Below are 19,617 nucleotides of genomic sequence, written 5' to 3'. Positions count from 1 at the left end.
GGGAAAGTTTCCTGGCCCCGTCCCGGCCCGCTACGCCGGAGCCGGGACCAGGACGATCTTCCCGCTGACGGCCGCGGTCTCCATCGCGCGGTGCGCGTCGGCCGCCTCGTCCAGCGCCATGGTGCGGCCCACCCGCGGGTTGACCAGCCCCTTCTGCAGCAGTTCCAGGACGGTCGCGAGGTCCTGCTGGTACGCGGCCGGCTGGGACTTCTCCAGGCTCCAGGCGTTGTAGAACAGCGTCCGCCGCCCGTCCGGGAGCAGCTTGGGCAGCACGATGCCGCCCAGGAATCCCTGGGCACCGACCAGCAGGTCCGGCTTGCCGCCCCGCAGCGCGGCGTTCTGGCCGTAGCCGACCATCACTCCGCCGCGCCGGACGGCCTGGTAGGAGCGGAGGAAGTGCGGTCCGCCGACCGGGTCGAAGACCGCGTCCACCGCGCCGCCCGGCAGGCCGCGCACCACCCGGAGGAAGTCCTCGGTGTCCCGGTCGATCGGGTGGCCGCCGAGCCGTCGCACCTGGTCGGCGCGGGCACCGGAGCAGGTGCCGTAGACGGTCACCTCGGCGAGCGCCGCCAGTTCCAGGAAGGCGGTGCCGACGCCGCCGGACGCGCCGTGCACCAGGACCGTCCCGCCCCGCCGCACCCGGGCGACCCGGTGGAGCATCTGCTGCGCGATGAAGTAGTTGAGCGCGAGCGCGGAGGCCTCGACCGGGTCCACCCCCTCGGGCAGCTCGACGAGCCGGTTGGCGGGCACGATCGCGTACTCCGCGTAACCGCCGCTTCGCACCAGTGCGACCACCCGCTGCCCCACTGCGGGGGCCCGGGTGCCCGGGCCCACCTGGTCGACCTCGCCCACCAGGTCGTATCCGGGGGTGAAGGGACGCTTCGGCCCGCCGGGGATGACCCCGGCGCGTAGCAGAATGTCACCGTAGGAGACGCCGGCGGCGAGCACCCTGACCCTGACCTGACCGACGGCCGGGGCCGGGAGTTCTTCGCTGGACAGCCGTAGGACCTCGGCTCCGCCGAGCCTCGGCACACTCACGTGGCGGTACCTCATCGTGGCCTCCGCAGTGGAGAGACGTCATGGAAGGAGTGGCACTGGTCCTCCGTGGGGGCGGACGGTCACGGGAGCCGGCCGCCAGGCCGTTCCCTGCCCCCGTATTTTTATATAGACTGAGTGTACAATGAATGTGATAGCACCCGCCTCAGGAGACGTCAACAGCCCATGAGCCCACGCCAGTACCGAGCCGGCCAACGCCAGGTAGCCGCCGAGCAGACCCGCACCCGCATTCTGGAAGCCGCCTGCGAGCTGCTGACCGGGGAGAAGGGCCCGGCCTCGTTCAGCATGGACGCCGTCGCCAAGACCGCCGGGGTGGCGCGGATGACCGTCTACTACCAGTTCGACTCGAAGACCGGCCTGCTGGAGGCGCTCTTCGACGATCTGGCGCTGCGCGGCGGAATGGACAGAATGCCCGCGGCCTTCATGCGGCCCAGCGGGCGGGAGGCGCTCTCCGCGATCCTCGACGTCCTCAGCGGCTTCTACGGATCCGGGCGGATCGCCCTGCGCCGGCTCCGCGGCCTGGGCATCCTCGATCCGGAGCTGGACACGGCGCTGCAGAGCCGCGGCGAGCGTCGGCGCGGCGGCCTCCAGGTGGTCCTCGGCCGGCTGCTCGCCGACCGGGACGCCGAGGTCGGCGAGGCCGAGCTGGAGGAACTGGTCGAGCTGCTGTTCATGCTCACCAGTTTCGAGACCTTCGACCTGCTGGCCGGTCCCGAGGGTGAGACCTCGGCGGTCGCCCGCCGGATCGAGGAGCTGATTCTCGCCGTTCTCGACCGCCGGCTCGCGGCTTCCTGACGCCCGGCCGGCGCACCACGCGCCCCAGGGCCCGTCACCCGCCCCTCGCGTCCCGAACCCCCCGCCGCCCGGCGACCCCCCTCCGGTCGCCGAACGGCGGCCGGCGGCGCGGCGGCCTTCCTCCCCAGGACGCCGCCGCGCCGCCTTCCCTTTTCCTCACGAGCCCCGCGGCCCGCTCGGTCGCGACCGGTCCGCCGCGCCTCCCGGCGCCACGCTCCCCGCCGCTCTCCCCCGGCCGGGGCGGCCCCGCCTCGGAGCACCACCTACGAGGTGCCGGGCCGCCGCCGTACCGGAGCAGTCGGGACCGGCCGGCGTTTCCGCCGACCGGTCGGTCAGTGGTACCTCAGGCCTCGACCCCGTCACCCTCGTAGCCCGCGGTGCGGCGCGGGCGCTGCTTGGGCAGGATCACGCTGGCCGCGATCAGCCAGATCAGACCGCCGAAGCGGCCGATCGGCAGGAAGAACCCGAGGCTCGTGGAGAGCAGCGCCAGGGTGCCCAGCACGCCGATCCCGGCGAGCACCAGGCCGGTCCAGGCGAAGCCCTTCGGGCCGAAGCCCAGCAGGAGCATCGGGACGGCCACGCCGGCCAGCATCACGCCGAACGGGACGACGTGCCCGGGGCCGCCGGTGGCGAAGAGCAGGTCGGTCAGCACGCGGACCAGCGGCGCGTCACCGAGGCCGCCGGCACGCGAGGCGGCCCAGACGGTGAGACCGCAGGTCGCCATCGAGACCGCCGAGAGCACACCGGCGACCAGGGCGATGCCCGGGCCCGGGGCGCTCACGCCGAGTCGGCGCAGCCGCTGGTAGACGATCGCGGCCCAGACCGCCAGCGGCAGCGAGGCGCCGAACTGCAGCGTCCCGGCAACCCGGGCGGCAGTCTCGTGGTCGCGGAAGTAGGCCAGGGTGTCGGCCGCCGAGTCGGTGGGCAACGGGGTCTGGCGGGACAACACGATGGACACCACCATCAGCGCCGCGAACGCCACGGCGGGCAGCAGCAAGGGGGGGCCTGACTGCTGGCGCCGGGCGGAGGCGGCCGGTGCCGCGGATGTCGTGGTCATGATGGGCACTCCAGTCGAAACGGGTCGCTTGGGCCGGCGCCGGACAGGATCGGCACCGGTAGTTCCGACTTTAGAATAGTTCACTAGGGGACATCATTGTCCACTGGTATCGTGTTTCCATGACCGAAACTCCCGACCGCGCCCCGTCGCTCCACCGCGGCCAGCAGGGAGCACAAGTAGCTTTTCTTCTCTCACAGTTGGGTGAACACGCAGCTCAGGCCTTCGCCCAGCGGGTGGCCGAGCTCGACCTCACGCCCGCCCAGGCGGGCCTGCTCAGGTCCGTCGCCTTCTCCCCCGGCCTGCACCAGCAGGAACTCGCACGGCGGCTGGGAATGTCACCCAGTCGGTTCGTCGCCTTCATTGACGCCATCGAGGCGCGCGGGCTGGTCGAGCGCCGGCGGAACCCCAAGGACCGCCGGTTCCAGGACCTCTACCTCGCGCCCAAGGGCGAGGAGCTGATGCGCGGACTGGCCGAGGCGGCGCTCGCCCACGAGGAGGCCATCTGCACCGGCCTCGACCAGCAGGAACGCGTCGTCCTGGCCGGCCTGCTGCGCCGGGTCGCCGAGGCGCAGCACCTCACCGCCGGGGTGCACCCCGGCTACCGGCGGCTCAACCCCAAGCGCGACCACGTCTGAACGCCGGGCTCCGGACGCGAAAGGGCCCCCGACCGGAGTCGGGGGCCCACATGTCCGCACGTGCTCGCGCGCTCGTGTACGCGGGCGACCGGGGGTCAGCCCTTGACGCAGACGACCTGCTTCAGGTGCGCCACGACCTCGACCAGGTCCCGCTGCTGCTCGATCACCTTCTCGATCGGCTTGTACGCACCCGGGATCTCGTCCACCACGCCGGAGTCCTTGCGGCACTCCACGCCCTTGGTCTGCTCGGCGAGGTCCTGGGTGGTGAACCGCTTCTTGGCGGCGGTCCGGCTCATCTTCCGGCCGGCCCCGTGCGAGGCCGAGTTGAACGCCGCCTCGTTGCCCAGCCCGCGGACGATGTACGAACCGGTGCCCATCGAACCCGGGATGATCCCGTAGTCGCCGGCTCCGGCCCTGATCGCGCCCTTCCGGGTCACCAGCAGGTCGACGCCGTCGTACCGCTCCTCCGACACGTAGTTGTGGTGGCAGCTGATCACCTCGTCGTAGGAGACCTTCGCCTTGGCGAACTCGCGGCGGACGACGTCCTGGAGCAGCGCCATCATCAGCGCCCGGTTGCGCTTGGCGTACTCCTGCGCCCAGAAGAGGTCCTGCCGGTAGGCCGCCATCTGCGGGGTGTCCGCGATGAAGACCGCGAGGTCACGGTCGATCAGCCCCTGGTTGTGCGGCAGGGACTGCGCGACGCCCATGTGGTGCTCCGCCAGCTCCTTGCCGATGTTGCGCGACCCGGAGTGCAGCATCAGCCAGACCGCTCCGCCGTCGTCGACGCAGACCTCGATGAAGTGGTTGCCCCCGCCGAGCGTCGCCATCTGCTGCGCCGCCCGGTCGCGGCGCCACTTCACCTCCGGCGCCACCGCCTCGAACCGCTGCCAGAAGTCGTCCCACCCTCCGGTCGGGACGCCGTGCAGCCGGCCGGGGTCGACCGGGTCGCTGTGCAGACCGCGCCCGACCGGGATCGCCTGCTCGATCCGCGTCCGCAGCCGGGAGAGGTCGTCCGGCAGGTCCTCGGCGGTGAGCGAGCTCTTCACCGTGCTCATCCCGCAGCCGATGTCGACGCCGACCGCCGCCGGGCAGACGGCACCGCGCATCGCGATCACGGACCCGACCGTCGCGCCCTTGCCCAGGTGGACGTCGGGCATGACCGCGAGCCCGTGCAGCCAGGGCAGCGAGCTGATGTTGCGCAGCTGCTGCATCGCCTGGCCCTCGACGGTGGCCGGATCGGTCCACATCCGGATCGGGACCCGGACGCCGGGTACCTCGGTGTACGACATGGTGGAACGACCTCCTGGGGTCGGTTGGTTCAAGCCTAGGTGGGTGCCGCGCGAAGAATCCCGGTGCGGCCCGGGGGATGTCAGGGGGTGGCTGCGCTCAGGCGGCCGAGGGGCATCGGGAGGACAGTCTCGGGGAGCGTCGAACGGTTTGCTCGACCCGCATGGTGACCGCCTCCTCTCCGTGTGTGTACCGGGTGCCGGGAGCTATCTACCCACGCCCCGCGCGGTGTCCGCAAGGGAAATAACGCGCAGGGCCCGGTGGAGCGCACACACGCTCCACCGGGCCCTGCCCACAGCCTCGTTCCGGCCCTGCCGGGCCCGCCCGGGCACCGGCCCGGGCGCTGATCAGGCCGTCGTCAGGCACTGATCAGGCGCTCGTCAGGCCCTCGTCAGGCGCTGATCACGGTGACCTCTCCGATGCCCAGCTCCCGCACCTGGTCCGCGAACGCTGCGGCGTCCCCGACCAGGACGGTCACCAGCCGGTCCGGCGGGAAGGCCTCGACCACGGCCGCGGTCGCCGCCGCCGTCGGCAGCTCGGCCAGCTGCCGGTAGACCTCGGCCTGGAAGTCGTCCGCCAGGTGCTGCTCCACCTGGTCGGCCAGGGTCGCGGCCACCGAGCCCGCCGTCTCGTACTTCAGCGGGGCCACACCGACCAGGAACTGCACGGCCTCGTCGCGCTCCGCGTCGGTGAGCCCCTCGGCGGCCAGCGTGCGCAGGATGGTCCAGGTGTCGGCCAGCGCCGGGGCGGTGGAGGCGGTGTCCACCGAGCCGCTGATCGCCAGCAGCGCCCGGCCGGTGCCGTCGGCCGCCGAGCGCAGCGGCTGGGCGAACGACCGCACGCCGTAGGTGTAGCCCTTCTCCTCGCGCAGCACCCGGTCCAGCCGGGAGGTGAGCGTGCCGCCCAGGCAGTAGGTGCCGAGGATCTGGGCGGCCCAGCGCGGGTCGTGCCGGTCCGGGCCGATCCGGCCGACCAGCAGCTGGGTCTGGACCGAGCCGGGCCGGTCCACGATGATCACCCGGCCGGTGTCGTCGGCGGTCACCGGCGCGTGCGCGGCGGGCTCGGCCGGGGTGCCCTTCCAGACGCCCAGGGTGGACTCCAGCAGCGCCGGCAGGTCGGTGCCGGTGAGGTCGCCGACCACGACGACCGTGGTGGTGGCCGGGCGGACGTGCGCCTCGTAGAACGCCCGGACGGCGGCCCGGTCGATCGACTTGACCGTCTCGGCCGTGCCGCTGCGCGGGCGGGAGAGCCGGTCGGCCGCGTCGAACAGCTCGGCGTAGAGCGCCTTGGCGGCCCGGCGGGCGGGGTTGGCCTGCTCGTGGACGATCTCGTCCAGGCGGTTGGCGACCAGCCGCTCGATCTCCCCCTCCGGCAGCGCCGGGCTGCCCAGCGCGGAGGCCAGCAGGTCCAGGCCGCGGGCCAGCCGGGAGGCCGGGACCTCCAGCGAGACGCGGATGCACGGGTGGTCGGCGTGGGCGTCCAGGGTGGCGCCGGCCCGCTCCAGCTCGGCGGCGAACTCCTCCGCGGTGAGCGTGTCCGTGCCCTCGCTGAGCGCGCGGGACAGGATCGACGACACGCCGTCCAGCCCCTCCGGCTCGGCCGCGAGCGGGACGTCGAGCAGCACGTCGACGGCGACCAGCTGCTGGCCGGGGCGGTGGCAGTGCAGCACGGTGATGCCGTTGCCGAGGGCCGCGCGCTCGGGGGCGGGGAAGGCCCACGGGCTCGGGGTGCCCGGCTCGGGCTGGGGGTGGAAGGTCATGGCGGGGACGTAGTCGGTGCTCATACGGCGGCACCCTCCTCGTCGGTCTCGGCGGTGGCAGCGGTCTGGCCGGCGGCGGCCTCGGTGTCGGTGTCCTCGGTGTCGGTCGCGACACCGGTCGCGGCGTCGTCGGCCGTGGTCGGCTCGTACACCAGGACCGCCCGGTTCTGCGGGTGCAGCCGCGCCTCGGCGACCGCCCGCACCTCCTCGGCGGTGACGTCGAGGACCTTCGGCAGGGCGTCGTTCAGCAGCTTCGGGTCGCCGAACAGCACGGCGAAGCGGCAGAGTTCGTCGGCCCGGCCGGCCACCGTGGTGAGCCGGTCCAGCCACTCGCGCTCGATCTGCGCCTGCGCCCGCTCCAGCTCGGCCGGGGTCGGACCCTCGGCGGCGAACCGGGCCAGCTCCTCGTCGACGGCCGCGTCGATCTGCTCGACGGTCGCGTCGCCCGAGGTCTTGACGTCCAGCCAGCCCAGGCTGGGCGCACCGGCCAGCCGGAGCAGGCCGAAGCCGGCCGCGACGGCGGTGCGGTCGCGGCGGACCAGCCGGTTGTACAGCCGGCTGGACTCGCCGCTGCCGAGGATGGTCAGCGCCAGGTCGGCGGCGTCCGCCTCGCGGGTGCCGTCGTGCGGCAGCCGGTAGGAGGCCATCAGCGCCCGGGACGGGACGTCCTCGCGGATCAGCTCGCGGACCTCCCGGCCGACGGTGTCCGGCAGGGCGCCGTCGCGCGGCGGCTGCTTGCCGTCGTGCGCCGGGATCGAGCCGAAGTACTTCTCGACCCAGGCGATCGCCTGCTCCGGGTCGATGTCGCCGACCACGGACAGCACCGCGTTGTTCGGCGCGTAGTACGTGCGGAAGAACGCCCGGGCGTCCTCCAGGGTCGCCGCGTCCAGGTCGGCCATCGAGCCGATCGGGGTGTGGTGGTACGGGTGGCCGTCCGGGAAGGAGAGCGCGGTGAGCTTCTCGAACGCGGTGCCGTACGGCACGTTGTCGTACCGCTGGCGCCGCTCGTTCTTCACGACGTCGCGCTGGTTCTCCATCGACGTCTCGTCGAGGGCGGCGAGCAGCGAACCCATCCGGTCCGCCTCCAGCCAGAGCGCGAGCTCCAGCTGGTGGGCCGGCATGGTCTCGAAGTAGTTGGTCCGCTCGAAGCTGGTGGTGCCGTTCAGGGAGCCGCCGGCGCCCTGGACCAGCTCGAAGTGGCCGTTGTTGGAGACGTTGGCCGACCCCTGGAACATCAGGTGCTCGAACAGGTGGGCCAGTCCGGTACGGCCCTTCACCTCGTGCCGGGAGCCGACGTCGTACCAGAGGCAGACCGCGGCCACCGGCGTCAGGTGGTCCTCGGAGAGGACGACGCGCAGGCCGTTGGACAGGCGGTGCTCGGTGATGGCGATGCCTCGCTGGGAGGCGGGGGCCGGGTTGGCCATGCGCTCGGGTCCTTCCCGTCGTCGATGTCGGGGTTCGTGTGGCGTCCCCCATTGTGGTGCAACGCGCGAATGGCGTGGATGTGTCCGCGCGGACAGGGCGTTCGCCAGGGGCGGAAGAGGGGCGCTGGCCGGGACTGTCGGCGCGAGGGTCCACAATGGGGGCGCTGAGCCCTGTTGACACCACCCGACGACAGCCGGCGACACCACAGCGAAGACGAGACGCAAGCGAGACGTAAGGGAGCCCCGCCGCGATGGCCCGCCGCAGTTCGCAGACCCCGCCGCCCGGAGACTTCGAGGAGCGCATCCTCGATGTCGACGTCGTGGACGAGATGCAGGGCTCGTTCCTTGAGTACGCCTACTCGGTGATCTACTCCCGAGCACTCCCGGACGCCCGGGACGGCCTCAAGCCGGTGCACCGTCGAATCCTCTACCAGGCCAACGAGATGGGACTGCGCCCGGAGCGCGGCCACGTCAAGTGCGCCCGCCTGGTGGGCGAGGTGATGGGCCGGCTGCACCCGCACGGCGACGCCTCCATCTACGACTCCGTCGTCCGCATGGCCCAGCCGTTCTCGATGCGGCTGCCGCTGATCGACGGCCACGGCAACTTCGGCTCGCTCGGCAACGACGACCCGCCGGCCGCGATGCGGTACACCGAGTCGCGGCTCACCGCCGCCTCGATGGCGATGGTCGAGTCGATCCACGAGGAGACCGTCGACTTCGGGCCCAACTACGACGGCAGCGAGCAGGAGCCGCTGGCCCTGCCGGCCGCCTTCCCCAACCTGCTGGTCAACGGTGCCACCGGGATCGCCGTGGGCATGGCCACCAACATGCCGCCGCACAACCTCTCCGAAGTGGTCGCCGCCGCCCGGCACCTGATCAAGCACCCCAGCGCCGACCTCGACACCCTGATGCGGTTCGTGCCGGGCCCGGACCTGCCCACCGGCGGCCGGATCGTCGGCCTCTCCGGCATCCGGGACGCCTACGAGTCCGGCCGCGGCACCTTCAAGATCCGCGCCACCAGCACGATCGAGGCCGTCACCGCCCGCCGCAAGGGCATCGTGGTCACCGAGCTGCCGTACAACGTCGGCCCGGAGAAGGTCATCGCGAAGATCAAGGACCTGGTCAACGCCAAGAAGCTGCAGGGCATCGCGGACGTCAAGGACCTCACCGACCGCGAGCACGGACTGCGCCTCGTCATCGAGGTGAAGAACGGCTTCGTCCCCGAGGCCCTGCTGGAGCAGCTCTACAAGCTGACGCCGATGGAGGAGACCTTCGGCATCAACAACGTGGCGCTGGTGGACGGCCAGCCGCTCACCCTCGGCCTCAAGGAGCTGCTGGAGGTCTACGTCGACCACCGCTTCGAGGTGGTCCGCCGCCGCAGCGACTTCCGCCGCCGCAAGCGGCAGGAGCGGCTGCACCTGGTCGAGGGCCTGCTCGTCGCCCTGGTCGACATCGACGAGGTCATCGCCCTCATCCGGTCCAGCGACAACGCCGCCCAGGCCAAGGAGCGCCTGATCGAGCGCTTCTCGCTCTCCGAGACGCAGACCGCGTACATCCTCGACACCCCGCTGCGCCGGCTCACCCGCTTCGACCGGGTCGAGCTGGAGCAGGAGCAGGCCAAGCTCAACTCCGAGATCGCCGAGCTGACCGAGATCCTCGATTCGGACACCCGGCTTCGCAGCGTCGTCTCCACCGAACTCACCGCCGTGGCGAAGCAGTTCGGCACCGAGCGGCGGACGGTCCTGCTGGAGGCCGGCGCCGCGCCGACCGCTTCCCTGACCGTGCCGCTGGAGGTCGCCGACGACCCGTGCCGAGTGCTGCTCTCCTCCACCGGACTGCTCGCCCGCACCGCCGACGGCGAGCCCTTCGAGCTCTCCGAGAAGCGCGCCAAGCACGACGTGATCGTCTCCGCGGTGCCCAGCACCGCGCGCGCCGACATCGGGGTGGTCACCAGCGCCGGCCGTGTCCTGCGCCTGCCGGTGATCGACCTGCCGGCGCTCCCGCCCACGCCCTCGCCCACCCTCGCGGGCGGCGCCGCCGTCACCGAGTTCCTGCGCCTGGAGACCGGCGAGCGCGCCATCGCCCTCACCACGCTGGACGAGTCCTCCCCCGGTCTGGCGCTCGGCACCGTGCAGGGCGTCGTCAAGCGGGTGGTCCCCGAATGGCCCGCCAACAAGGACGAGTTCGAGGTGATCGCGCTCAAGGACGGCGACGAGGTGATCGGCGCGGTCGAGCTGCGCACCGGCGAGGAGGACCTCGTCTTCATCGCCTCCGACGCCCAGTTGCTCCGCTACCCCGCCGGCCAGGTCCGCCCGCAGGGCCGCCCGGCCGGCGGCATGGCCGGCATCAAGCTCTCCGACGGCGCCCGCGTGCTCTCCTTCACCGCCGTCGACCCGGCCGTCGACGCGGTGGTCGTCTCGGTCGCCGGTGCCTCCGGCACCCTCACCGGCGAGGCCCAGTCCAGCTGGAAGGTCACCCCCTTCGAGCAGTACCCGCGCAAGGGCCGCGCCACCGGCGGTGTCCGCTGCCAGCGCTTCCTGCGCGGCGAGGACGCCCTCACGTTCGCCTGGGCCGGCCCCGCCCCGGCCCGCGCCACCACCGCCAAGGGCGCCCCGGTCGACCTGCCCGAGCGCGACCCGCGCCGCGACGGCTCCGGGACCCCCGTCACCACTCCGATCGACACCGTCGCCGGACCTGCCTGACGCACGCCCCGCCAAGAGCCCGGAGGGGCCCGGACCTCGGTCCGGGCCCCTCCGGGCTCTTCCGGCTCCTCCGGCTCCTCCGGCCCCTCCGGCTCCCCGTCGGGGGGCTTCCCCGGCGTCGCAGGCCGCCCGGCGAGACCGGCTCCGGCCTCCCCGAACCCGGCGCCGGCGCGACAATCCGCTCCGCCTCCGCACGACGGGCGAGGGTAGCCTTACCGGCGTGAGCACCTGTGCGACGTTGTCGCGTGAACTGTCGGAGCCGCTGGCCGCCACGGCGGCCACCGCCACCACCTGGCTGCTGGTCGAGCAGACCGGCCCGTGGGGGGCGAAGGCGCTCGCCGAGAGCCATCTGGACGCCGCGACGGGGCGGGCCCTGGAGGCGGCGACCGCCGGGACCGGGGTGCGGGTGGCCCTGATCCGGCGGCCGGGACGCCACGCCGACTGCCTGCCGACGCCGCGGCAGGAGGTGCTGATCGCGCACGCCGTGCCGGGACGCGGGTGGGTGCGCCGGTCCGCGGTGAGCGACCCCGCCGAGCTGCTGGGACTGGACTTCGCGGCGCTGGGCGCGGGCGACCACGGCGGTTTCGGGGTGCCGCACGTCGGCGGACCGATCGCCCTGGTGTGCACCAACGGCCGCCGGGACCGGTGCTGCGCGCTGCTGGGCCGCCCGCTGGCGGCCGAGCTGGCCGTCGCCGGGCACAGCGAGGTGTGGGAGGTGACGCACCTGGGCGGGCACCGGTTCTCCCCGACCATGCTGGTGCTCCCGTACGGGTACGCGTACGGGCGGCTGACGCCGGAGGCGGCCAAGGAGGTGCTGTCGGCGACGGCCGTGGGCCACATGGTCCCGGAGTGGTCGCGGGGCTGCTCGGGCTGGGACCGTCCGGGCCAGGCGGCCGACCACGCGGTACGGGTCTCGACGGGCGAGACCAGGGTGGACGCGCTGACCGTGGCGGCCCGGCGGCCGGACGGTGAGGGCCGTTGGCTGGTCGAGGTCCGGCACGAGGACGGCCGGTCCTGGGAGGTCGAGGTGGTCGAGGGTGTGAGCGAGCCGGCCCGCGCGGAGAGCTGCGGCAAGGCGGCGGCCACACCGTCCCGGATGGACGTCGCGGCGGTGCGGCAGCGCTGAGCGCCGGCGCCGGCGGTAGCGCCAACGGAAACGCCGACGGTAGCGACGCGACGGGAGCCGGGCACGGAAGGACCCCGGCGGGTCCACCAGGACCCGCCGGGGTCGCACCCGCCGGCGCGGCCGGTGCCCGTTACGCGGCCCCCGCCCCGGTCAGGGCCCGGACCTCCAGCTCCGCGTACCGGTCCGGATCGGCCGGCTCCGGCGAGGTGAGGGTGCCGATCCACCCGGCCAGGAACCCGAGCGGGATGGAGACGATGCCCGGGTTCTCCAGCGGGAACCAGTGGAAGTCGACCCCGGAGAACAACGCCACCTTGGTCCCCGAGACGACCGGCGAGAAGATCACCAGCACCACCGCCGGGATCAGCCCGCCGTACACCGACCAGACCGCGCCGCGGGCGGTGAACCGCCGCCAGAACAGGCTGTAGAGCAGCACCGGGAGGTTGGCCGAGGCCGCGACGGCGAAGGCCAGTCCGACCAGGAAGGCCACGTTCAACTGCTGCGCGAAGAGGCTGAGCGCGATGGCGACCGCGCCGATCCCCACCGCCGCGACCCGCGCGACGCCGACCTCCTTCCGCTCCGCGACCGCGATCGTGCCCGAGGACTCCACGGCCGCCGACGCCCCGTTCGCCGGCTCGCCCCGCGCCCGTCGGGAGGCAGGGACGGCGGCCCGCCGGGCGCGGAGGCCGCGCGAACGGCGCGGACGGCCCCGCCAGGCCCCCGCCCAGATGTCGTGGGCGAACGCCGCCGAGGAGGCCAGGGTGAGCCCGGCGACCACGGCGAGGATGGTGGCGAAGGCGATCGCCGAGATCACCGCGAACAGCAGCACCCCGCCGGTCGAGCCGTTGCCGCCGCCGAGCACCAGGGCCAGGAGCGGAACGGCCGTGTTGCCCGCCGGGTTGGCGTGCCGCACCTCGGCCGAGCCGACGAGCGCGGTGGCCCCCAGGCCGAGCGCGATGGCCATCAGGTAGAACCCGCCGACCAGCCCGATCGCCCACATCGTGGAGCGCCGGGCGGCCCGCGCGGTCGGCACCGTGTAGAAGCGGGAGAGGATGTGCGGCAGCCCGGCGGTGCCCAGCACCAGGGCCAGCCCGAGACTGAAGAAGTCCAGTCGGCTGGTGAAACTGTGTCCGTACTTGAGCCCGGGTTCCAGGTAGCGCTGGCCGGCGCCGCTGTGCTGGGCGGCCTGCCGCATCAACTCGGCGACGTCACCGTGGAACCGGACCATCAGCAGCACGGTCAGCAGCACCGACCCGGCGACGAGCAGGACCGCCTTGACGATCTGGATCCAGGTGGTGGCCCGCATCCCGCCCACCGTGACGTAGACGATCATCAGACCGCCGACGGCCACGATGGTCCAGGTCCGGGCCTGGGCACTGTTCGTCCCGAGCAGCAGGGCGACCAGACTGCCCGCGCCGACCATCTGGGCGACCAGGTAGAACAGCGTGACGACCACGCTGGCGCCACCGGCCGCCGCGCGGACCTTGCGCCGGCGCAGCCGCAGGGCCAGCACGTCGGCGAGGGTGTACCGGCCGGCGTTCCGGACCAGCTCGGCGACCAGCATCAGCACGACCAGCCAGGCGACCAGGAAGCCGATGCTGTAGAGCACGCCGTCGTACCCGTACAGCGCGATCAGCCCGGCGACGCCGAGGAAGGAGGCGGCGGAGAGGTAGTCCCCGGAGAGCGCGAAGCCGTTCTGCAACGGTGTGAAGTCGCGGCCGCCGGCGTAGAAGTCCTCGGCGGCGCTGCCTCGGCGACCGGCCCAGAGGGTGATCGCCAGGGTGACCAGGACGATGACGGCGAACAGGACGACGGCCAGGTCGTGGTGGTCGCCGACGGGGGCGACGGGCGGCGGGGTCGCGGTCGTCATCGCAGCTGGTCCTGGGTGTCCCAGCGGAGCGACAGGGCGGCCCGGTCGCGCTTGGTGCGGGCGTTGCGGGCGTAGAGCCAGGTCAGCAGGAAGGTCGAGGCGAACTGCAGCAGGCCGAGCAGCCAGGCCACGTTGACCGGTCCCGCGACCGGGCTCCGCATCAGGCCGGGCGCGACCGCCTGGGCGGCCACGTACATCAGGTACCAGGCGAGGAAGACGCCGCTGACCGGGAAGACGAAGGCGCGGTAGCTGTGGCGGATCTGCTGGAAGGCCTCGCTGTGCTGGACCGAGCGGTAGACCTCGGTACTGCTGTCCGGCTCCGGTCTGCCGGTCTCCGGATCCTCCGCCCCCGGGCCGTCCGCCGGGGCCCGGTCCGCCGTCCGGTCCGCGACCGTCCGGCCCATCGCCACCCGGTCCGCCGCCCGGGCCTCCGCTGTCCGGTCCGTCGGTCGCGGGGCTTGTCCGGGGACGGCTGCGGGCTCGGCCCACCAGTCGAATCGCTGCCCCTGCTCGGATTGCCGCCCCTGTTCGGGACTGCTCGTCTGCTGTTGTGGCACCGCTGCTCCTGGACCCGGGGGGTTGTGTCCCGAACCATGATGGCGGCGCCCGAACCCGCCAAACCGCCAACGCAGATACGTTCACTCGATAAGGTGAGCGATCATCCGACAGGCGCTCATCGGACTACTACGGCGTCCCGGTGATTCCTTTTCGGAAGGCGTACGCGACCGCTTGCGCCCGGTCCCGCACGCCGGTCTTGGCGAACAGGTTGTTGATGTGCGTCTTCACGGTGGCCGGGCTGACGAACAGCCGCCGGGCGATCTCGGTGTTGGAGAACCCCTCGGCGATCAGCCCCAGCACCTCGGCCTCCCGCGCGGTCAGCCCGTCCGGCGGGTCCGCCTGCCGCTCGGCCGCCGCGCCGTCGCGCGCCGCTCCTCCGCCCGGGCCCGGGTCCTCGTCTCCGGCCGCCAGGCGGTCCAGCAGGCGCAGTTGCACCTGCGGGGAGAGCCCGGCAGCCCCGGCGCGGACGTTCGAGATCGCCCGGGCGATCTCCTCCGCGCCGGCGTCCTTGGTCAGGTAGCCGCGCGCCCCGGCCCGGAGCGCCGGGAACAGCGAGTCGTCGTCGGCGTACGTGGTGAGCACCACCACCTCGGTCTCCGAGTGGGCCGCACGGATCCGCCGGGTCGCCTCGACCCCGTCGCAGCGCGGCATCCGCAGGTCCATCAGCACCACGTCCGGACGGTGCCGTTCGACCAGGGCGACGGCCTCCTCGCCGTCCGCCGCCGCGCCGACCACCTCGATCCCGGGCAGCAGCCCGAGCAGCATCACGATGCCCTCGCGCACCACCGTCTGGTCGTCCGCGACCACCACCCGGACCGACCCCGCCCCCGGCTCCGCACCCGGTTCCGCGCCCGGTCCCGCACCCGTCCTCACGTCGGCACCCGCAGCAGCACGCGCCATCCTCCCTCGTGACGGCCCGCCAGCAGGGTGCCGCCGAGCAGTTCCGCGCGTTCGCGCATCCCGAGCAGACCGTACCCGCCGCCGCTACCGGCCAGCTCCGGCGGCACATCGCCACGCGCGGGCCGCCCGTTGCGCACCTCCAGTTCCACTTCTCCCGGCAGGTAGCGCAGTTCGACGGTGCAGCGTGCGCCGGGGGCGTGTTTGCGCACGTTGGTCAGCGCTTCCTGAGCCGTGCGCCGTACCGCGAGCCCCGCCTCCGCGGGCAGTGGGCGCGGTGTACCGGTGACGGTGAGCACCGCCCGCTCCCGGCCGGTCAGCTCGACCAGGAACTCACCGACCGGCGTCAGCTCGCCGCGCAGCGCGGAGAGCGCCTGCCTGGTCTCGACCAGGCCGTCCTGCGCCATCCGCCGGGCGGCCACCACCCGTTCCCGGATCTGCTCCCGGTCGGTGCCGGCGTCCAGCATCAGCCGGGCCGCCTCCAGGTGGACCAGTTGGGCGGAGAGGCTGTGGGCCAGCACGTCGTGGATCTCCCGGGCGATCCTGGCCCGTTCGGCGAGTGCCGCGCTCTCCGCCTCGGCGGCCCGCGCCGCCCGTTCCTGGGCGAGCAGCCGCCGGGCGGTCCCCCGCGCCTCGGCGTCCAGCCGGAGCAGGTAGCCGAGCACAGCGAGGCCGCAGACGGTGACCGTGACGCTCAGCCGGTCCTCCCAGCCCGCCGCCGCGTACGAGGCGAGCGCGACCGCCGCGACCACGGCCGCGGGACCGGCCGGCAGCCGCACCACGGTGGTGACGGCGAGCCCCACCCAGAGGGCGCCGGCCAGCAGGTCGGCCTGGAGGCCCTCGGCCGCCCAGGCACCGCCGACCAGCACCGCGGCGAGGACCAGCGAGGGCGCCAGCCGCTGCTCCCGGCTGACGCGCAGGTAGGCCGCGTACCCGCCGAGGGCCGCCGACAGCCCCGCCGCTGCGGCCACGACCGCCCAGCCCCCGTACTCGCCGTGGGAGAACATCCCCCAGGTCACGGCGGCGAGCAGGGCGGCCCGGCCGAGCATCGTGAGGGTCCGGCGGGCCGGGCTCTCGGCCTCCCGCTCCATCGCCTCACGGGACGGCCAGCGGGTCCAGCTCCACTCGGGCACGGTTCTTCTCCGGAGGTCGACGGGGTCGCGATCGGGCCGGACGGCCGGACGGAAGGCCCTGCGCGCCCTGCCGACGGCCGAGCGCCCGGGCAAGCGCTCAGCCGGTCAGGGCGCCGCCGCCGGTGCCCGCCAGGTCCCGGGCCCTCCAGTTCACCACGAGCGACCTCACCAGCAGCAGGACCGCGAGCCCGAGCAGCAGCACGCTGCCGCCCTGGTGCACGTGGAGCGCCGAGGCGACACCGAACAGGCCGAGCCGGACGACGACCATGCCCGACCAGGCCGCCACCGTGGCCCGGGTGCCGCGGGCCCACAGCGTGCCGTCCTCCGCCTTCCAGAGCCGGACGGTCCAGCCCCACGCGCAGCCCGCCGCGAGCACCGCCAGCAGCCCGCCGACCAGCAGCACGACGGAGGCCACCGGGTGCCCGGCGTCGACCAGCCGGGGATCACGCAGCGCGAGGCCGCCGAGGACCAGCGGGAGCAGCCAGGAGCGGTGCTCGGTGTCGAGGCGCCCGGCGCGCATTTGGCGTCCGGCCACCAGGACCGTCACCGCGACGATCACGACGGTGTTGACGAGGTCGGGCATCGGGTTCTCCGTACCGGCGGGAGGGGCGGGCTGGCCTCTCCGACGCTACGGATCCGGCCGCCCCCGCTGATCGGAGCCGGGGTGGACACCTGGTGGACCCGGCGCCACGAGGGCCCTCCACCCACGGGTGGAGGGCCCTGCGGTCCGCGGCGGTGCTCAGGCGTCGATGCGCGAGCGGTCCAGAGTGGCCGCCGAGTCCACGATGAACTCCTTGCGCGGCGCGACGTCGTTGCCCATCAGCAGGTCGAAGACCTTCTCGGCCTGGTCGAGGTCGCCAAGGTTGATCCGGCGCAGCGTGCGGTGGCGCGGGTCCATGGTGGTCTCCGCCAGCTGGTCCGCGTCCATCTCGCCGAGGCCCTTGTAGCGCTGGACCGGGTCCTTCCACCGCAGGTTCTTGCGCTGGAACTCCAGCAGGGTGGAGCGCAGCTCGGCGTCGGAGTAGGTGTAGTGGTACTTCTCCTGCCCGCGCTTGGGGTTGGTCAGCTCGATCCGGTGCAGCGGCGGCACGGCCGCGAAGACCCGCCCCTGCTCGACCATCGGCCGCATGTAGCGCTGGAAGAGCGTCAGCAGCAGGCAGCGGATGTGCGACCCGTCGACGTCGGCGTCGGCCATGAAGATGACCCGGCCGTAGCGCGCCTGGTCGATGTCGAAGGTGCGGCCCGAGCCGGCCCCTATCACCTGGATGATCGCCGCGCACTCGGTGTTCTTGAGCATGTCGCTCACGGACGCCTTCTGCACGTTGAGGATCTTGCCGCGGATCGGCAGCAGGGCCTGGAACTCGGAGTTGCGGGCCAGCTTCGCGGTGCCGAGCGCGGAGTCCCCCTCGACGATGAAGAGTTCGCTGCGGTCGACGTCGTCGCTGCGGCAGTCGGCCAGCTTCGCCGGCAGCGAGCTGGTCTCCAGCGCGGTCTTCCGGCGCTGGGCCTCCTTGTGCTGGCGGGCGGCGACGCGCGTCCGGGCGGCCGCGACCACCTTCTCCAGCACGGCCCGGGCCTGGACCTTCTCGTCGCGCTTGCCCGAGGTGAGGAACGCCTTGAGCTCCTTGGCGACGACGGCCGCGACGATCCGGTTGGCCGCCGAGGTGCCGAGCACCTCCTTCGTCTGGCCCTCGAACTGCGGCTCGGCGAGCCGGACGGTGACCACCGCGGTGAGGCCCTCGGTCGCGTCGTCCTTGGTGACGTCGTCCTCGGCGACGCGCAGCAGCTTGCTGGCCCGCAGCACCTCGTTGACGGTCTTGGCCAGCGAGCGCTCGAAGCCGGTGACGTGGGTGCCGCCCTTGGGGGTGGCGATGATGTTGACGAAGGAGCGCAGGGTGGTGTCGTAACCGGTGCCCCAGCGCAGCGCGATGCCCACCTCCAGCTGGCGGGTGACCTCGGTGGGCGTCATGTGCCCGAGGTCGTCGAGGACGGGCACGGTCTCCTTGAACGTGCCCTCGCCGTTGAGCCGCAGCACGTCGCTGATCGGCTTGTCGGGCGCCAGGAACTCGCAGAACTCGGTGATGCCGCCGTCGAAGCGGAAGGTCGTCTCGTCGACCTTGTCGCTCTCGGTCAGTCTCTCGTCACGGACGACGATGGTCAGCCCCGGGACGAGGAAGGCGGTCTGCCGGGCCCGGCTGTGCAGGCTCTCCAGGGCGAGCTTGGCGTCCTTGAGGAAGATCTGCCGGTCGGCCCAGTAGCGGATCCGGGTCCCGGTGCGGGTCTTGGGCACCTTGCGGACCCTGGTCAGGCCGTTCGCCGGCTCGAACGGGGCGTCCGGGCTGGTCTCGGTGAAGATGCCGGGGGTGCCGCGGCGGAAGCTGATCGCGTGGGTGTGACCGCTGCGGTCGACCTCCACGTCCAGCCGGGCGGAGAGCGCGTTGACGACGGAGGCGCCGACGCCGTGCAGACCGCCGGAGGCCGCGTAGGAGCCGCCGCCGAACTTGCCGCCGGCGTGCAGCTTGGTCATGACGACCTCGACGCCGGACAGCCCGGTCTTGGGCTCGACGTCCACCGGGATGCCGCGTCCGTTGTCGCGGACCTCGACCGAGGCGTCGTCGTGCAGCACGACCTCGATCCGGTCGCAGTAGCCGCCGAGCGCCTCGTCGACGGAGTTGTCGATGATCTCCCAGAGGCAGTGCATCAGGCCGCGGCTGTCGGTGGAGCCGATGTACATGCCCGGGCGCTTGCGGACCGCCTCCAGGCCCTCCAGGACGAGCAGGTGCCGAGCGGTGTAGTTGGAACCGTCGTCACCGGCCAGCAGAGCGGACGGCACGGTCGTTTCGGCACTCACGCGGCACTCTCCTCGGTGAAGTCTCTGTCTCATCGGTCACGTCCGGACGGGTCCGGACCGTCCGCCAGTGCAGCACACCGCACCGACAGCCGTTCCCCTGTGTGTGCACACCCCTCCGCTGGGTGCACAGCACGACGAGCCGGTCCCGCGCAGCTTGTACGCGCTGCGCGAACAAGCGCCGCGCCGGATTGGCCGCGCCGGGGCTCCATCTCCTCCCGGTACCACCGGTCCTGGCGGATCGTGGGACCGGGCACAGGCTCCGGAACTGCCGTTATGCAGGCTACCGGGGCCGGGGACGGGGCTTATGCTCCAACCCAGCAGAGGATTATGCTACGCGGACTCCGACACTCGGTTCCGATCGGGCGTTCGAGCGAGAGACGGATCCTGGGATTCGGTACGCATGAACCACCGGCCCCCGGGGCACGTCCTCATCAACACAGCAGAATCCTCAGAGAAGAAAAGCCACGAGC

At 73.0% G+C, this 19,617-nt stretch carries 15 protein-coding genes; 4 read left to right on the top strand and 11 right to left on the bottom strand.

What is annotated here, in order from left to right; all coding sequences use genetic code 11:
- Positions 1-30 precede the first annotated feature (30 nt).
- A complete protein-coding gene (locus tag PUR61_RS29980) occupies positions 31-1,053 on the bottom strand; it encodes a medium chain dehydrogenase/reductase family protein (protein WP_329882625.1) in 1,023 nt (340 codons plus the stop codon).
- Between the two features lie 168 nt (positions 1,054-1,221).
- Between PUR61_RS29980 and PUR61_RS29975 the strand changes: the two genes are divergently transcribed.
- Positions 1,222-1,851: a TetR/AcrR family transcriptional regulator gene (locus tag PUR61_RS29975; protein WP_329882624.1), complete on the top strand. Its 630-nt coding sequence runs from the start codon at positions 1,222-1,224 to the stop codon at positions 1,849-1,851.
- 343 nt (positions 1,852-2,194) lie between these two features.
- Here PUR61_RS29975 and PUR61_RS29970 read toward each other — a convergent pair whose 3' ends face one another.
- Entirely contained in the window at positions 2,195-2,908 is a 714-nt protein-coding gene (locus PUR61_RS29970) for a DUF4386 domain-containing protein (RefSeq protein ID WP_329882623.1), read from the bottom strand.
- Between the two features lie 197 nt (positions 2,909-3,105).
- On the opposite strand from PUR61_RS29970, the gene PUR61_RS29965 reads away from it, so the two are divergent.
- The gene (locus PUR61_RS29965; protein ID WP_329882622.1) at positions 3,106-3,543 is read left to right on the top strand and encodes a MarR family winged helix-turn-helix transcriptional regulator; all 438 of its coding nucleotides are present in this window, start codon (positions 3,106-3,108) and stop codon (positions 3,541-3,543) included.
- 95 nt (positions 3,544-3,638) lie between these two features.
- Here the strand turns inward: PUR61_RS29965 and PUR61_RS29960 are convergent, their stop codons facing one another.
- The 3 genes from PUR61_RS29960 to PUR61_RS29950 all read right to left on the bottom strand — a co-directional run bounded on the left by PUR61_RS29960 (position 3,639) and on the right by PUR61_RS29950 (position 8,013).
- Complete coding sequence (locus PUR61_RS29960; protein WP_329882621.1) at positions 3,639-4,832, bottom strand: RtcB family protein; 1,194 nt, start codon at positions 4,830-4,832, stop codon at positions 3,639-3,641.
- Positions 4,833-5,221: 389 nt separating this feature from the next.
- The gene (locus PUR61_RS29955; protein ID WP_329882681.1) at positions 5,222-6,589 is read right to left on the bottom strand and encodes a M16 family metallopeptidase; all 1,368 of its coding nucleotides are present in this window, start codon (positions 6,587-6,589) and stop codon (positions 5,222-5,224) included.
- Between the two features lie 20 nt (positions 6,590-6,609).
- On the bottom strand, positions 6,610-8,013 hold the full coding sequence (locus PUR61_RS29950; RefSeq protein WP_329882619.1) for a M16 family metallopeptidase: 1,404 nt from the start codon (positions 8,011-8,013) through the stop codon (positions 6,610-6,612).
- A 251-nt stretch (positions 8,014-8,264) separates the two neighbouring features.
- Here PUR61_RS29950 and PUR61_RS29945 point away from each other — a divergent pair, with 251 nt between their 5' ends.
- Both PUR61_RS29945 and PUR61_RS29940 read left to right on the top strand, forming a co-directional pair.
- A complete protein-coding gene (locus PUR61_RS29945) occupies positions 8,265-10,715 on the top strand; it encodes a DNA gyrase/topoisomerase IV subunit A (protein WP_329882618.1) in 2,451 nt (816 codons plus the stop codon).
- Between the two features lie 220 nt (positions 10,716-10,935).
- Complete coding sequence (locus PUR61_RS29940) at positions 10,936-11,841, top strand: sucrase ferredoxin (protein WP_329882617.1); 906 nt, start codon at positions 10,936-10,938, stop codon at positions 11,839-11,841.
- Between the two features lie 130 nt (positions 11,842-11,971).
- On the opposite strand, the gene PUR61_RS29935 is transcribed toward PUR61_RS29940, so the two are convergent.
- The 6 genes from PUR61_RS29935 to PUR61_RS29910 all read right to left on the bottom strand — a co-directional run bounded on the left by PUR61_RS29935 (position 11,972) and on the right by PUR61_RS29910 (position 19,147).
- Positions 11,972-13,708 (bottom strand): solute symporter family protein, encoded by a 1,737-nt coding sequence (locus PUR61_RS29935; RefSeq protein ID WP_329882616.1) that lies wholly within the window; start codon positions 13,706-13,708, stop codon positions 11,972-11,974.
- A complete protein-coding gene (locus PUR61_RS29930; RefSeq protein ID WP_329882615.1) occupies positions 13,705-14,265 on the bottom strand; it encodes a DUF485 domain-containing protein in 561 nt (186 codons plus the stop codon). The genes PUR61_RS29935 and PUR61_RS29930 overlap by 4 nt, the downstream gene beginning before the upstream one ends.
- Before the next feature lie 127 nt (positions 14,266-14,392).
- The gene (locus PUR61_RS29925) at positions 14,393-15,139 is read right to left on the bottom strand and encodes a response regulator transcription factor (RefSeq protein ID WP_329882614.1); all 747 of its coding nucleotides are present in this window, start codon (positions 15,137-15,139) and stop codon (positions 14,393-14,395) included.
- Positions 15,136-16,296 (bottom strand): sensor histidine kinase, encoded by a 1,161-nt coding sequence (locus PUR61_RS29920; protein ID WP_329882613.1) that lies wholly within the window; start codon positions 16,294-16,296, stop codon positions 15,136-15,138. Before PUR61_RS29920 ends, PUR61_RS29925 begins: the two co-directional genes overlap by 4 nt.
- Positions 16,297-16,393: 97 nt before the next feature.
- Complete coding sequence (locus tag PUR61_RS29915; protein WP_329882612.1) at positions 16,394-16,879, bottom strand: DUF1453 domain-containing protein; 486 nt, start codon at positions 16,877-16,879, stop codon at positions 16,394-16,396.
- A 156-nt stretch (positions 16,880-17,035) separates the two neighbouring features.
- Positions 17,036-19,147, bottom strand: a complete 2,112-nt coding sequence (locus PUR61_RS29910) for a DNA gyrase/topoisomerase IV subunit B (protein ID WP_329882611.1) — start codon at positions 19,145-19,147, stop codon at positions 17,036-17,038.
- Between the last annotated feature and the right edge of the window lie 470 nt (positions 19,148-19,617).

It is taken from the genome of Streptomyces sp. BE20 (assembly GCF_036322525.1).
In the GTDB taxonomy this organism is placed as follows: Bacteria; Actinomycetota; Actinomycetes; order Streptomycetales; family Streptomycetaceae; genus Kitasatospora.
The sequence above is the reverse complement of the archived record's forward strand: the minus strand, read 5'-3'. Positions and strand labels throughout refer to the sequence as shown.

What these genes read in the sequence shown, in the direction of transcription:
- PUR61_RS29980 (WP_329882625.1), bottom strand. Translation starts at nt 1,053, where the DNA reads ATGAGGTACCGCCACGTGAGTGTGCCGAGGCTCGGCGGAGCCGAGGTC.
- PUR61_RS29975 (WP_329882624.1), top strand. Translation starts at nt 1,222, where the DNA reads ATGAGCCCACGCCAGTACCGAGCCGGCCAACGCCAGGTAGCCGCCGAG.
- PUR61_RS29970 (WP_329882623.1), bottom strand. Translation starts at nt 2,908, where the DNA reads ATGACCACGACATCCGCGGCACCGGCCGCCTCCGCCCGGCGCCAGCAG.
- PUR61_RS29960 (WP_329882621.1), bottom strand. Translation starts at nt 4,832, where the DNA reads ATGTCGTACACCGAGGTACCCGGCGTCCGGGTCCCGATCCGGATGTGG.
- PUR61_RS29955 (WP_329882681.1), bottom strand. Translation starts at nt 6,589, where the DNA reads ATGACCTTCCACCCCCAGCCCGAGCCGGGCACCCCGAGCCCGTGGGCC.
- PUR61_RS29950 (WP_329882619.1), bottom strand. Translation starts at nt 8,013, where the DNA reads ATGGCCAACCCGGCCCCCGCCTCCCAGCGAGGCATCGCCATCACCGAG.
- PUR61_RS29945 (WP_329882618.1), top strand. Translation starts at nt 8,265, where the DNA reads ATGGCCCGCCGCAGTTCGCAGACCCCGCCGCCCGGAGACTTCGAGGAG.
- PUR61_RS29935 (WP_329882616.1), bottom strand. Translation starts at nt 13,708, where the DNA reads ATGACGACCGCGACCCCGCCGCCCGTCGCCCCCGTCGGCGACCACCAC.
- PUR61_RS29915 (WP_329882612.1), bottom strand. Translation starts at nt 16,879, where the DNA reads ATGCCCGACCTCGTCAACACCGTCGTGATCGTCGCGGTGACGGTCCTG.